The sequence below is a fragment of the Streptomyces sp. NEAU-sy36 genome (genome assembly GCF_013423905.1).
GTDB classification, from domain to species: Bacteria; Actinomycetota; Actinomycetes; order Streptomycetales; family Streptomycetaceae; genus Streptomyces; species Streptomyces misionensis.
Window position 1 is genome coordinate 51,413 of sequence record NZ_CP058980.1, and the last position, 12,703, is coordinate 64,115.

A 12,703-nucleotide genomic window follows, 5' to 3' on the forward strand; every position below is an offset into this window, starting at 1 on the left:
GACAAGGTGGTGACCATTGGTCACCACCTTTGAGACGCCGGTTCGGGCAGACCCGGCTAGCTGGCGTTGCCCTCCAGCTCTTCCAGAAGTTCGCGCACCGCACTCTCCAGCTCCGCGGCCTCCCTGCGCGCCTGCTCCAAATCGTTCTGCGCGAGGGACCGGATACGCTCCACCGCCTTCAGTGACTCGCTCGGCGGAGCCGTCACCTCCTTCGGCTTCGCGGGTTTGCTGACCTCTAGCACCGACTCCAGCACCTTCGGCGGCGCGAACCCGAGGAACGTTGCCGCCTCCTTCAACGCCGTGTCGGTGACGTTCCCGTGCCGAGCGGCCTCCTGCCAGGTCTGCCGCACCGCGTCCACGCCATGGGTGTCGAGGATCGGCACCAGCACACGCAGCGGCCGCTCCTTTAGCTCCTGCGTCGTGATGTCCTCGAGGGCCTGGGCGACACCGAGAACTCGGATGATGTTGTTTGCCTGGTGCTTCTTGATCCCGAAGCGGGCATCGGTCAGTTCACCGAAGGTGTCGAAGCCGGCCGTCTTATGCAGCTCCTCGTCCTTCAGAGCTTGCAGTCGCAGACCCAGCCCGATCAGCTTCTGCTGCTCGGCACGCTCATGGTTGGCGCGGGCCGCATACTGCACGGCAAGGATCCCGCGGGAGTAGAACTCCAGGCGCTCCTGCGGGTCACTGCTCTCCGGCTTGGTGAACTCCGGCATGGGCAGATACCCGGAAGCAGTTGCCCGGGCAGGTGCGGCAGGACGAGCCGCGGTCCCTGCAGCCGCTGCCGGCTCTGAGCCGAGCTGTGCGCCTTCTGCCGGCTCTGCGGCAGCAGGTGCCGGAACGAGGGGAACGGGCGCGGCTGCGGGTGTGGGTGGTTGGGCCTGCGCCTGACGGCGTTGCGCTTGTTCCTCCTCCCACCTCCGCATCTGCTCCTCACGGTCACCGGTGGACGAGGTAACCGCTCCGCCGACAACTGGTACGACAGGGGCGTCCTTCGGTTTGTACTTGCTCACGCCGTCAGCTCCTTCGCCAACGCCCGCATCACTTCGGCGTGCTGGGAGTCCGGCGCGTAGTCCAGCAGCGGCACCTCATAGTCGGACGCTTCACGGCCCTCGACTGCATCCTTCAGCGTGGCGAGCGTGCCCGGCGTGGTTAGTTCCTGCCAGCCCTCGTAGAAGGCCCTCATCACGGTGCCCTTGCGGGAGTCGTAGGCGTTGACGACGAAGCCAAGCTGGTCGACGACCGCGCCCGTGCGCTTCTCGACGGTGTCGATCTGCCGGGACAGCAGCCCGTACGCCTTGAAGCTGGACTTGTCCGACCACACCGGGATCAGGATCCCGGATCGCTCGATCAGCTCGCCCGGCCGGCGCTGCACGTAGTGGATGGCGAGGTCCATGGCGAGACCCAGGTTCGGCGGGCCGTCCAGGACGATGACGTCGTAGTCCTGCTCGATCGGGGCGAGCGCGTTGATGAGGGCGCGGTCACGGCCGATCTGCATCACGGCCAGGTCGGCATCCATGAGGAAGGCGTCCTCGTCCGCGGGCAGCACGTGGAGGCGTCCGCCGAACCGGTCGTGAGGGAGTGCGACGAGGGAGCGGGCGATGTGCTTCTCGGCCTTGCCCGTCATGTGCCGCAGCAGGGACTCGCCGCCCTCGGGGATGCCCTCGATCTGCAGCCGGGACGACAGGTGGCCCTGGGGGTCGTAGTCGACCAGGAGGACGCGCTTGCCGGCCTCTGCGCACGCCTGGGCGATGCCGGAGGAGACAAACGTCTTGCCGACGCCGCCCTTCTGGTTGCCGACCAGGATGCGCTGGACGGGCTGCTCGGTGAGCCGTTGGTCCGGGGACGGGTAGGCGTCCAGCCATACCTTGATGGCCTGGGCCATGCCCTGGACCTTGGTGATGTGCCGTTCCTCGCAGGCGTCGATGAACCGTCCGGGCAGACCGACGGGCAGGAAGACGCCCCACGACTTGGCGCCCTGGACGTCCGCTTCAGGGGCATTGGGTGTGTCGAGCCAGAGGCTGATGGCCGATGCTGCGGCGTCCTGCATGTTCAGGCCGTGCTCGGCGGCCCGGATGCGGAGGTCGCGCCGGAGGTCTGGCGCCAGATTGACGAGCAATTTTTCGCGTGATGCATCCGCGCTGGGGTGGGTCATGGCGAGCAAATTACCAGTCGCCTGGTGGAGGTTCGTGCACTGGTGCCGTGTTCAGGGAGAGGCCCACCCGAACGGCGCAGCTCGCCAGGGGAGTTGACGTCATGCCGTATTTGCCGTGGCTGCCGGGGTCTTCTGGTCACCCGTTCGAGTGGTCGCGGCCCGCGCGACTTCCCCTGGGCTGCGCTTGCCTGTTGGGGTGAAGGAGCCGCACCCGCCAGGGTGGCCGGCCGCCCGGCCGAGGACTGCCAGGGGGCACCCGGGCCGACAGCCGAGGTGCCCCTCCTCGGTCCCGGGTGGCCACTCAGCGACTCTCCGCCCGCGGCGGCAGCGACTTCCCTCAAGGGGCTATACCGCTGCGGAGTACCGCGCTTACACTGCCGTCACCAGACGGGTGCGCCAGGAGCGCATCTTGAGGTCTCACAGCCCCTGCAGCCCAGACGATGTTGTCGGCACTCCATCTGTCTGGGCCGTAGGGGCTGACCCATATCCGGGCAAACAAGATCAACGTGCTTATCATGCTGATACACACATCAGCACCTCAAAATTCGCCACACCCGTTAGGAATCCGGTCACAGGGCGGTGAAAACCACCAGCCGCCCTACGCGACCAAACGAATCGGTGCGAGAGTGGCAGACCCGAGACGTGGACTGGCAGCTGCGCCGAGGGAAAGGACCTGCGGGCCGACCACCCGCGGGTGATTCGAGGACCCTATCTGCCGGAGGAGCGGAGACTCCATGTCCGCAGCAGAGCCGGCCACCCCCCACACGCCCAAGCCCGCAGTGAGCGGCGAAGGCGCGGCCGTGATCCCCATCCGTACGCTGCGTGCCCGACGCGGCACACCGACCATCCCTCGGGGGCGGAACACCGTGGACGAACCCCCCGCACTAGCCCCTGACCCATCCACCCCGCCTGAGCCGGCGGCTCGGGACGCCGCGCTGCGGCTCGTCGCCGACGACATGGAGCGCGTGTTCAACCGGAGCGGGCGGACCCTCACCGACGACGAGACCGCCGCGGTGTACGTACTCACCCTCCAGCTGGTCGAGCACGCGCTGAAGGGCTCAGCCGCCAGCGGGATCATCAGCGAGGAGCAGCGGCAGGAGCTGGCCGTGCTGATAGAGGGCATGAGGGAAGCACCACGCCTGACGTGATGTCCGCATATGCCGGGGGTTCTTGCCGTTTGGTGACGGGCCGCCCGGCTCCCTCTCTGCACGATCTGTTGATCATCTCTTGCAGAGCGTTCAACTAACGCCTGCCACATGCCATGATGGGGCGTCCGGAATCACCCGGCGTGACACATCCGGTCTCCGGCGCGCGCCCCTGCACCACTGTCCAGGACGCCCCGCGCCCGGGGGCCACCGAGGGGACAGGGGACACATGGCCCACGGGGACACCACGGACGAAGCCGCAGCACGCCTCGGCGAACTCCACCAGTACTTCCGCGAATACCAGGCCACCGGCCCCCGCGAGGGACACGCCAGCACCGCGTCGGCGAGCGCACCGATGAGCCTGGGCGCCCTCGACCACATCACCGCCTCCGTCCGCGAGATCGCCGAGCACACCCGGGCCGCCAACCCGGACGCCGGCCCGCTCCCGGAGCGCGTACAGGACTCCTACGCCTGGATGCACGAGAACCTGGCAGGCGCCGACGAGGCCGACCAACTGCGGGCCGCCGCCCTCGAGTACCGGCACTTCCTCGAGCACTGCCTGGAGCAGAACGACACCGAGACCGTCCGCAAGACGGTCCGTCAGCAGTCCTGCCCCAAGTGCGGATGCTGGGGCCTGATGTGGGTACCTGAGACGCGGCGTGCCTGGTGCACCAACACCGAGTGCGTCGACAAGGACGGTTTTTCGACCAGCCTGTCTCTGGGGAGGCTCGCCCATGCGCGTGCGGTGGCTCAGCAGGAAATCCGTCAGGTCCGTGCAACCTGATGCGCCTGACGCGTGTCGTATCTAGCAGCACCCACAACTGAACACACTTTCAGCACAAGCGGGCCCGTGCGGTCCGCCCCGTATCGGCCGCCGGAGCTGCGAACGATGGCCGCCGACCCTCGGGAGGCCGTTATGGCCGTTAGCCTCATCAGCCCCTACGTTGCCGCCGACGAGATCAAGCTCAAGGAAGCGGCCGACCTCCTCGCCGAGACCGGGCACCCCATCTCGGTGAGCACCCTGGAGCGCCTGTGCCGCCGGCAGGGCGTGCCGATGACGAAGCATGGTCGCGCCAACGCGGCGTCCTGGACCGAGCTGCTCAAGCTCCACCGCAACTGGGTCAACTCACGCCCCGGTAGCTGACCTTCTTGCCGTTGGCCCCACCCCTTAGGAAGCAGGGGGTCCGGGGCCTTTTTCATGCCTGGATGCAGCTCCACCCGACAAGTGCATTGCTAAGCAATGCATAGAGCGGTACGGTAGAACCACTGGGAGGGCAACAACCCCTCCACCAGGGCCGTTTGCCCACCCACCACCTTCCCTGGAGCCACCGTGGCCGTGATGACGCACGCCTTCGCACGCCCCCAGACCGCCAACTACGGCGACCTCACGGAGGCCCAGCAGGACCGCTTCGACGCCCTGCTCCGACAGGCCGACACCGCTGGCACCGGCCACGCCTACCAAGAAGCCATGGTCGAAGCCGCCCTCGTCGCCGGCCTGCCCGTTCCGAAGTCGAAGGACATTGCCCGCTGCTCCTGCTACACGGATGCCGGCGGCTGCGGCTGCGACGCCATCTTCGACTCGCACCAGGACGGCGTGGTCGTCACCGCGGTCAACGACCCGGGCTTCAACCTCTCGCAGCTCCAGTGCCCGACCTGCGGCCACGACCACCCCCGGCCCATCGCCGACTGACCCCGCCACCAGCCCCCGGCCGCGTACCGATACGGCTCTGCGCGGCCGGGTGACCACCCGAGGGAGAACCCCATGAACAGCACCGCCCGGATCCTGCGCACTGCGGCCCGCTACATCAGCCAGCACGGCCTCCACACCGGCGAGCAGTTCGCAGAGGGCGCCACCCTCGACATCTGCGCCGCCATCTACATGGCCGCCCAGGCACCCGGCGCCAGCATCCCGGCCGCCTTCTACACCGACCAGGCCGCATCCATGGACATCCTCGAAGCCAGCGAGGACGCGATGGCCGCGCTGCGCGCCCTGTCCGCGTCGATCACCAACTACGCGGTGCCCGACACCAACGGGCAGCCCGACGTGATCGAGCACGTCTTCAACTGGACGGCCACGAGGGCCATCAACTGCGCCAAGCCGCCCACGCTCACGGAGGTCATCGGTCGTATGACCCGTACCGCCGACGACCTCGACCAGACCACCGCCCACGCCGCCTGAAAGGCCACCGCCATGACCACCATGACCACCGAGACGATCACGCCCAGCCCCTTCACCAACGACCCCTTCTACGCCCTCGGCGCCGCCGACGCCTACGACGAGTACAACGCGGGCGAGAACGTCCACGACCTGGTGCGCCGCGCCGACGAGATGCTGGACGTCGCCCCCTCCGGCCGGGTTCCCGCGAACCTCTACGTCTGCGGCTACGCCAACACCGTGCGCGGCATCCTCAACGGGCACATCACGCAGATCAACGCCCAGACCGAGGTCGCCCACCAGTGGCTGCAGAACACGCAGGGAAGGGCTGTCTGATGCCCGTCACCGTCTTCTCTTCCGTAGGAAGTCGGAAGTACCACTTCGACGAGGGCTGCAAGGCATTCGAGAACGCTCGGATACTCAATGGCCTGGACTGCGGCTGTGACAGCTACTGCTCCCACCGCGTCCCATTCATGCACGCTCGGACCTGCATGAGCATCACTAAGGCCGCCATGGACGGCAAGCTGCCTTGCCTCGTCTGCGTTCCGGAGCACCTGCGCGAGGTGCGCACGGCCGACGACTTCGGGCACAAGCCCATTCCGTGGCTGGCTGGGCAGACCGTCTGCGCCCGCTGCAAGACCCGCAGCCGCCGCTACTCACTCGACGAGTGGGGCAACGACCACAGCCACGGTCCGTACCTCGACCCTGTTCTCTGGCCGTGCACCAGCGCGATCGTCCTCGGCCTCGTACCACGGAACACCGAGTGACCTGGCCGGACGGCCTCGCCATCACCCTCGGCGTCACCACCATCGCCCTCCTCACTCACCCCCACAGCAGACGGAGCACCACCAAGACCCTCCCCAGGACGGAGGCCGACCATGGCCACCAGGACCCGCAAGACCACCACCAAGCAGCCCCCGGCCCCCGCGAAGAAGACCGCCCGGAAGCCCGCGGCCAAGAAGACGCTCCCAACCGTGGCACCGGTCAACCGGGCCACCGTCGTTGACCTCCGCCGGCCCCTCCCGGTCCGCCGCCGCGCCATCGTCGGCCCCATGGGCTCCGTCGAGCAGGCCGCCATACGCGCCGCCCTCGCCGCCGCAGCCGCCCGCCTCCCCGTCCCCGTCCGCGCCTGGCACGGCCCCACCGCCCACCTCCACGACGGCACCGTCCTCACCCACACCCCCGCCCACGCCACCACCGACCAACAGCCCGCGTTCCACGCCGCGATCCGCTGCCCCCACGGCGCCATCCACGCCTACACCATCCACACCGCGCAGGAACTCACCCAGGCCCGCCAGCTCACCGCCGACTGCAACCAGCGCACCACCCCCGAGCCGACGGCACTGAACCCGGCCGTGCGAGCCCTCGGCGACGCCCTCACCCGCGCCAAGACCGCCAGCGCCGACACCCAGCCCCTGGACACCACGGAGATCGCGGCCGGCCTCACCGTTCGCGCCGACCACGAGAACCCGAAGGAACACCCTCACCGTGACTGACATCGACCCGATCGAAGAACTCTCCGACACCCTCTACGACGCGCTCTACGCCATCACCCCCTATGCCGAGCCCTACTTCGCCGACGAGGGCGAGGGCCTCAAGAACGCGGTGCGGGCCGTCCTCGGCCAGGCCGCTGCCCAGCAATGGATCGACAAGCAGCTCGCCGAAACCGGGATCCGCGCCATGGACTTCCGGAACGGCATGCAGATGGAGCTGGAGCCCGCCCGGGAACTCCTCGCCGCCCAGGTCGCCGCCGCGCGCGCCATGCTCGGAGACGCACCGAACTACACCGAGACCAAGCTTGAGTTCGACGTCAAGGTCGCCGAGTCACCCGAGCTGTACACCATCGTCATCCAGCGACACGCTCCCGGCGCCCTCACCCCGCACGAAGCCCGGCAGAAGGCCGAAGCCAGGGTGGCTGAGTTGGAGGAGGAGCTGCGCCAGCTCCGAGGTGGGGCCCATGCCTGACACCGAGCAGCCCTACGTCGACACGCTCGCCAACCAGCTCCACACCCGGCACCCCGACCTACTCGCCACCGCGGAAAACGACCTCGCCGTCCTCCGCACCCGCATCGCCCTCACCGTCGCGTTCATCCACGACCCCACCTACGACCACAACGCACGCACCGCCCTCGCCCAACGCCTCGGCCTCCCCGGACCCGCCCACCCCAAGACGACCCCGGAGACGACATGACCCTCACCTCCACCGCCCCCACCACCACCGGCCTCAGCACCCCCGTAGTCATCGGTATCGACCCGTCCCTCACCGGCACCGGCATCGCCTCCAGCAACGGCTGGTGCGACGTCATCGGCTACAAGAAGACCCGATCCAAGGATCCCGGCATCACCCAGCTCCCCCACGCGGAACGCCTCACCGCCATGCGCGCCCTCGTCGACCAGGTCACCACCACCATCGGCAGCCCGCACCTGGCCGTCATGGAACTCCCCGCCCCCTCCCGCAGCGGCGGCGGCGCACACGAACGCGGCTGGTTCTGGTGGCAGATCTACAACCACCTCACCGCCAACGAGATCCCCGTCGGGCTCCTCACCCCCAACGCCCGCGCTCTGTACGCCACCGGCAAAGGCACCGCCGCTAAGGGAGCCGTCATCGACTCCATCACCCGACGGTTCCCCGACTGGGCCACCGAAGGCAACGACAACGCCGCCGACGCCGTCGCCCTCATGGCTGCCGGCCGGGACTGGCTCGGCCACCCCATCACCGATCTGCCCAAGACCCACCGGGCCGCCCTCGACAAGGCGGTCTGGCCGACCCTGACCGGAGCCCCCCGATGACCTGGCTGGCAGCCGCCGGACTCCTCCTCTACCTCGCCGGCATCGGACTCCTCGCCCACGCCTGGCAAGCCGGCATCCAACGCCACCCCGACATCCAGCGCTACGCCGACCTCAACCCCACCGGCGTCTCCCTCTGGCTCGCCATCGTCACCGTCGCATGGCCCGCCTTCCTCACCTACGCCCTCATCACGCACCTCACCCGACGGAGCCCCCGATGACCGCCACCACCAGCCACGCCACAACAACCGCCGCGCCCAGGTGGGAGTACGCGCTGTGCGCCCAGACCGATCCCGACCTGTTCTTCCCTGAGGGAGGCGCCAAGATCAGCAACGCGGTGCAGCAGGCCAAGCAGGTCTGCGGCCGGTGCCCGATCCGGCGGGCGTGCCTGTCGTGGGCGCTGGAGACCCGGCAGCCTGCCGGTATCTGGGGCGGCATGTCGGAGAAGGAACGCCGGGTGCTGCTCGGGGTCCGGCTGTCGCAGACCGAGGTGTGCATGGAGCACCAGGAGTGGATTGAGAAGCAGATCGCTGCGGGGGTGTCGCAGCAGAAGATCGCTGACCGGCTGGGTGTAGCAAAGGCGTCGCTGTACCGGGCGCTGATCCGGTTCGAGGAGGAGCGGGTCGAGAACGCGATGAGGGCGGCATGAGCACCCTGTCCCCTGAGCAGCGCGGCGAACTCGCCGAGCAGATGCTGCCCGTGGCAGCGAACCTGGCTGTACTTGTCCATGGCGACGGAGGGCCCGAAGACGTTGCCGAGGTACTGGGCAGCTTGGACAGCACGCAGAAGGACGCCCTGCTCGTCGTTCTGGCTGGTCTGGTCGATCCGGACCAGCCGGTTGGGAAGGCGCTCGGCTGGCTGGACTTCGACGAGCACGGGAGTCTGACGGTGCCGTCGTGGTCCGAGCAGCGTTCGGTCCGCGACCTCGTCCCCGAGCCGAGTGAGGACCTGGATGGCGACTACGTGGACCAGGTCGCCGTCAGCAAGTTCGTTCACGGGTTCCGTGTCGACAGCATCACCGATGCGGAGTTCCTGACCGCGGTACAGCAGTGCGTGGCACAGGGGATGACCCTGGCTGATGTGAACCGGTTGCGGCGCTGGCCGGCGAAGACGGCGGAGAACTGGGTGCACCGGCTGCGGAAGCAGTATCAGCGCAGCGGCCGCGTCTTCCCGTCGTTGGCACAGCAGAGTCAGCAGGTGCTCACGGAGGCGCAGGTGGTGGCGATCCGGGAGAGGTCCCACGCTGGGGCGACGGATCTCGAGGTGGCGATGAGCTTCGGGATCACGCAGAAGGCCGTCGGCGACATCTGCCGCGGGAAGAGGTATCCGCGTTTCGGCGGGCCGATCCGTCAGCCGAAGCAGGTGCACCGCTTGCCGGCGACGCGGGAGTTCATGTGCGGCCATGCGGACAACTCGCGGGCCGGACGACGTAACCAGACGAAGGAGAACGCGGCATGAGCGGCGAGACCGTGATCACTGTTGTCGGCAACCTGGTCGATGACCCCGAGCTGCGGTTCACGCCCGCTGGCGCGGCGGTCGCGAAGTTCCGGCTGGCGTCCACGCCGAGGACGTTCGACAAGCAGACGAACCAGTGGCAGGACGGCGAGAGCCTGTTCCTGACGTGCTCGGTGTGGCGGCAGGCCGCGGAGAACGTGGCCGAGTCCTTGCAGAAGGGGATGCGGGTCATCGTTCAGGGCCGGTTGAAGCAGCGGTCGTACGAGGACAAGCAGCAGGTGAAGCGGACGGTGTACGAGCTGGATGTCGATGAGATCGGTCCGTCTCTGCGGTCGGCGACGGCGAAGGTGCAGAAGGCGTCGGGCAGCAGGTCGGGGTCGGGGCAGCGGGATGCGCGTCAGGCAGCGCAGCGGGCGGCGTCGGGGCCGGCGGATGATCCGTGGTCTTCCGGGGCGGCGGGTGGTCAGCAGGGTGCGTGGGGTGCTGGTGGCGGGCAGGGCGGCTACTCGGACGAGGCTCCTTTCTAGGGCGTCTGTTCAGCGAGGGGTCTGGTCTTCGGGCTTGGCCCCTTACTCAGACCCGCAATGCATTGCTAAGCAATGCATATAGCGGTACGGTGGAGCCCATCAAGTCCCACCGCTCTAGCCCAGGGACCCCCATGCCCACATGCGACTGCGGCGTCACCCCCGAAGAAGCGGCCGCCGGCATCCACCAGCCCGGCTGCACCAGCCACGACGGCACCCCGGACACACCGTCCGACCACTACGGCCAGTAGGAGCCGACACCCGCACCGAGGAGACCGCATGAACACCCAGACCGATGCATGGCCGTTCGGCACCGACGCCGTCCAGGACGACCCGCTCACCGCGCTGCGCATCCCGGTGGTGGGCAGCTTCCGCCCGATGTGGCGGTACGTCGCCGCCTATCTGAACACGGCCGCGCCCGGAGTCCCGGACTACCTCACCGGCCCGCCGTTCGCCAGCGTGGAGCGGCCGACGGAGGCCGAGGCACAGATGCTTGCCTCGTTCATCCGGGAGTACATCACCCGTTGGTTCCACGAGGGGTACCAGCGCCGGCTCGCCCGGCGCCCCCTGGACGTCGACTCCGGATGCAACACGACCGTATTCGTCAAGTACGGCCCGGACGACTGGGGGTACGGCCGCGTCTCGTGGGAGTACGGCCCGACGTTCATCCCCGGCCCTCCCCGGGCACGCGGCACCGAGTACGCCCACCCGAAGCACCCCGGGCCGCTGTCCCTGGTTCAGGTCATGGACCTGGCGCACACGATCTGCGACGAGCCGATGGAGCGCTGGACGCGATGGAAGGCCGACCACCCGGAGATCTTCGGAGCGGAGGCCGCCCAATGACCGCCCGCAAGCGCGGCGCCCTCATGCCCAACAGTCTCCGCGCCCTAACCATCCGACAGCCGTGGGCAGGCGCGATCGCCCACCAGACCAAGCGGGTCGAGAACCGTTCCTGGAAGCTGCCCGCCAAGTACGAGGGCGCTCGCATCCTCATCCACGCCGGCGCCCAACTCGACCCTGCCGCACGGGTGTACGGCCCAAACCTCGGCGTGTACGGCGCGGTCGTTGCCGTCGCCACCCTGTCCGGCTCCCACTGGTCGGACGACGGCACCTGCTGTGGCCCCTGGGGCTTCGCCCAGAGCTACCACTGGACGCTTGCCGACGTTGTCGCCCTCGACGAGCCGGTGCCTGCGAAGGGCCGCCTCGGGATCTGGGCACCTGATGGCGAGCTGGTCGCGTCCGTGACCGAACAGATCAAGGAGGGCAACCACGCATGAGCCAGACACGCATCCAGCGCAAGCGCACCCCCGGTTGGCGGCTCGCCGACGCCACCACGAACCCCCTCGGCGCTGTCATCGTCAGCAGGCCCAGCCGCTTCGGCAACCCGTTCACCATCAAGGACGCCATCGAAGCCGAGTGGTCCGACCCACACAGCGCCTGCGCCGAGATGTACGGCGAGTGGCTCCGGGTCGGCACCGAAGGCGGCTGGTTCAACGAGACCTACCGCATCGGTAAGCAGGCCTTCGACCGCCGCCGCGTCCTTGCCGACCTTCATCTGCTTCGCGGGAAGGACCTCGCCTGCACGTGCCCTCTCGACAAGCCCTGCCACGCCGACGTTCTGCTCAAGCTCGCCAACCAGCCGGAGGGTGTCGCGTGACTGTTTCTGCTCAGGTGGGCCCGTCGTCTGCGCACGGCGGGCCCGACCCGTATTCGGCCCGGTATCTCACTCCCCGCCAGCAGCAGGTCCTCCAGCTCGCAGCGAACGGCCTCAGGAACAGGGACATCGGCAAGCGGCTCGGAACGTCGGAAGACGCCGTTAAGTACCAGATGGCGGCGATCCTCAAGCGGCTGCACGTCGAGGACCGGGCACAGGCAGCGGCTGTAGGCATACGGCTTGGACTGGTCAGGCTGGAGACCGTCACAGTCCCACCGAAGCGGACCCCGGTAGAGCGGCCGGCGAAGCCACGAGCGAAAAGCAAGCTTGATGAAGAGCTGGACGAGCGAGTCGCGGACCTGGGCGATCGTGTCCGTGCAGAGCGTCAGGCCCGTGGCTGGTCCCAGCCGGAACTCGGCAAGCGCGCCGGTCTCGCCCTGGTCACGGTGCAGAGGCTGGAGAGCGGGCAGTCCTCACTTCGCACGTTCCTGATGGCGTGTTCTGTGCTCGGCGTGGACCTGGCGCATCTGCTGTCCAGCCAGTGGCAGATGCCCGTGCCGCGTCCGACCCTGACTCGGCGGCAGGCGCAGGTGCTGCGTGAGGTGGCGTCTGGGGACTCCCTGTCTGTGGTGGGTGCACGGCTGGGTATGGCTCAGACGACGGTGGGCGCCTATCTGTCGCAGGCGTACCAGAAGCTCGGGGTTGCGGACGTGGCCGTGGCGAAGCGGCGTGCGACGGCAGTGCGGGTGGCTACGGAGCACGGCTTGCTGGGCCCGCAGGGACGGGAGGACGCCCGGTGACCGCGGGTGGGTCGGCGGCTCGGTGGGGTGA

The 12,703-nt window shown here is 68.5% G+C and carries 20 protein-coding genes and 1 pseudogene; 19 read left to right on the forward strand and 2 right to left on the reverse strand.

Features of this window, described 5'->3' with window-relative positions; translation table 11 throughout:
- Positions 1-56: 56 nt before the first annotated feature.
- Both HZZ00_RS37765 and HZZ00_RS37770 read right to left on the reverse strand, forming a co-directional pair.
- On the reverse strand, positions 57-713 hold the full coding sequence (locus HZZ00_RS37765; RefSeq protein WP_180333913.1) for a hypothetical protein: 657 nt from the start codon (positions 711-713) through the stop codon (positions 57-59).
- Between the two features lie 293 nt (positions 714-1,006).
- Positions 1,007-2,116 (reverse strand): ParA family protein, encoded by a 1,110-nt coding sequence (locus tag HZZ00_RS37770; RefSeq protein ID WP_257586058.1) that lies wholly within the window; start codon positions 2,114-2,116, stop codon positions 1,007-1,009.
- 1,001 nt (positions 2,117-3,117) lie between these two features.
- Here HZZ00_RS37770 and HZZ00_RS37775 point away from each other — a divergent pair.
- The 19 genes and pseudogenes from HZZ00_RS37775 to HZZ00_RS39140 all read left to right on the forward strand — a co-directional run bounded on the left by HZZ00_RS37775 (position 3,118) and on the right by HZZ00_RS39140 (position 12,672).
- Entirely contained in the window at positions 3,118-3,300 is a 183-nt protein-coding gene (locus HZZ00_RS37775; RefSeq protein ID WP_180333915.1) for a hypothetical protein, read from the forward strand.
- Positions 3,301-3,526: 226 nt separating this feature from the next.
- Positions 3,527-4,081, forward strand: coding sequence for a hypothetical protein (locus HZZ00_RS37780; protein ID WP_180333916.1), 555 nt, complete (start codon positions 3,527-3,529; stop codon positions 4,079-4,081).
- 132 nt (positions 4,082-4,213) lie between these two features.
- Positions 4,214-4,441: a hypothetical protein gene (locus HZZ00_RS37785; protein WP_180333917.1), complete on the forward strand. Its 228-nt coding sequence runs from the start codon at positions 4,214-4,216 to the stop codon at positions 4,439-4,441.
- Between the two features lie 195 nt (positions 4,442-4,636).
- Entirely contained in the window at positions 4,637-4,987 is a 351-nt protein-coding gene (locus HZZ00_RS37790) for a hypothetical protein (RefSeq protein WP_180333918.1), read from the forward strand.
- 72 nt (positions 4,988-5,059) lie between these two features.
- Complete coding sequence (locus tag HZZ00_RS37795; RefSeq protein WP_180333919.1) at positions 5,060-5,476, forward strand: hypothetical protein; 417 nt, start codon at positions 5,060-5,062, stop codon at positions 5,474-5,476.
- Positions 5,477-5,488: 12 nt separating this feature from the next.
- Complete coding sequence (locus HZZ00_RS37800) at positions 5,489-5,788, forward strand: hypothetical protein (RefSeq protein ID WP_180333920.1); 300 nt, start codon at positions 5,489-5,491, stop codon at positions 5,786-5,788.
- A gap of 155 nt (positions 5,789-5,943) precedes the next feature.
- On the forward strand, positions 5,944-6,219 hold the full coding sequence (locus HZZ00_RS37805; RefSeq protein WP_180333921.1) for a hypothetical protein: 276 nt from the start codon (positions 5,944-5,946) through the stop codon (positions 6,217-6,219).
- 111 nt (positions 6,220-6,330) lie between these two features.
- Positions 6,331-6,948, forward strand: coding sequence for a hypothetical protein (locus HZZ00_RS37810; RefSeq protein ID WP_180333922.1), 618 nt, complete (start codon positions 6,331-6,333; stop codon positions 6,946-6,948).
- Positions 6,941-7,417, forward strand: a complete 477-nt coding sequence (locus HZZ00_RS37815; RefSeq protein ID WP_180333923.1) for a hypothetical protein — start codon at positions 6,941-6,943, stop codon at positions 7,415-7,417. Before HZZ00_RS37810 ends, HZZ00_RS37815 begins: the two co-directional genes overlap by 8 nt.
- On the forward strand, positions 7,410-7,643 hold the full coding sequence (locus HZZ00_RS37820; protein WP_180333924.1) for a hypothetical protein: 234 nt from the start codon (positions 7,410-7,412) through the stop codon (positions 7,641-7,643). The genes HZZ00_RS37815 and HZZ00_RS37820 overlap by 8 nt, the downstream gene beginning before the upstream one ends.
- A complete protein-coding gene (locus tag HZZ00_RS37825; protein ID WP_180333925.1) occupies positions 7,640-8,242 on the forward strand; it encodes a hypothetical protein in 603 nt (200 codons plus the stop codon). The genes HZZ00_RS37820 and HZZ00_RS37825 overlap by 4 nt, the downstream gene beginning before the upstream one ends.
- Positions 8,239-8,460, forward strand: coding sequence for a hypothetical protein (locus HZZ00_RS37830; protein WP_180333926.1), 222 nt, complete (start codon positions 8,239-8,241; stop codon positions 8,458-8,460). The genes HZZ00_RS37825 and HZZ00_RS37830 overlap by 4 nt, the downstream gene beginning before the upstream one ends.
- A pseudogene (locus HZZ00_RS38980) lies at positions 8,457-8,702 on the forward strand (WhiB family transcriptional regulator); the annotation flags it as partial. The gene HZZ00_RS37830 and the pseudogene HZZ00_RS38980, both read left to right, overlap by 4 nt.
- A 182-nt stretch (positions 8,703-8,884) precedes the next feature.
- A complete protein-coding gene (locus HZZ00_RS37840) occupies positions 8,885-9,697 on the forward strand; it encodes a hypothetical protein (protein ID WP_180333928.1) in 813 nt (270 codons plus the stop codon).
- The gene (locus tag HZZ00_RS37845) at positions 9,694-10,221 is read left to right on the forward strand and encodes a single-stranded DNA-binding protein (protein WP_180333929.1); all 528 of its coding nucleotides are present in this window, start codon (positions 9,694-9,696) and stop codon (positions 10,219-10,221) included. Before HZZ00_RS37840 ends, HZZ00_RS37845 begins: the two co-directional genes overlap by 4 nt.
- Before the next feature lie 276 nt (positions 10,222-10,497).
- Positions 10,498-11,061, forward strand: coding sequence for a hypothetical protein (locus HZZ00_RS37850; protein WP_180333930.1), 564 nt, complete (start codon positions 10,498-10,500; stop codon positions 11,059-11,061).
- Positions 11,062-11,084: 23 nt separating this feature from the next.
- Positions 11,085-11,495 (forward strand): hypothetical protein, encoded by a 411-nt coding sequence (locus tag HZZ00_RS37855; RefSeq protein ID WP_180333931.1) that lies wholly within the window; start codon positions 11,085-11,087, stop codon positions 11,493-11,495.
- Complete coding sequence (locus HZZ00_RS37860; protein WP_180333932.1) at positions 11,492-11,875, forward strand: DUF4326 domain-containing protein; 384 nt, start codon at positions 11,492-11,494, stop codon at positions 11,873-11,875. The genes HZZ00_RS37855 and HZZ00_RS37860 overlap by 4 nt, the downstream gene beginning before the upstream one ends.
- A complete protein-coding gene (locus tag HZZ00_RS39140) occupies positions 11,872-12,672 on the forward strand; it encodes a LuxR C-terminal-related transcriptional regulator (RefSeq protein ID WP_180333933.1) in 801 nt (266 codons plus the stop codon). The genes HZZ00_RS37860 and HZZ00_RS39140 overlap by 4 nt, the downstream gene beginning before the upstream one ends.
- Positions 12,673-12,703: the final 31 nt, after the last annotated feature.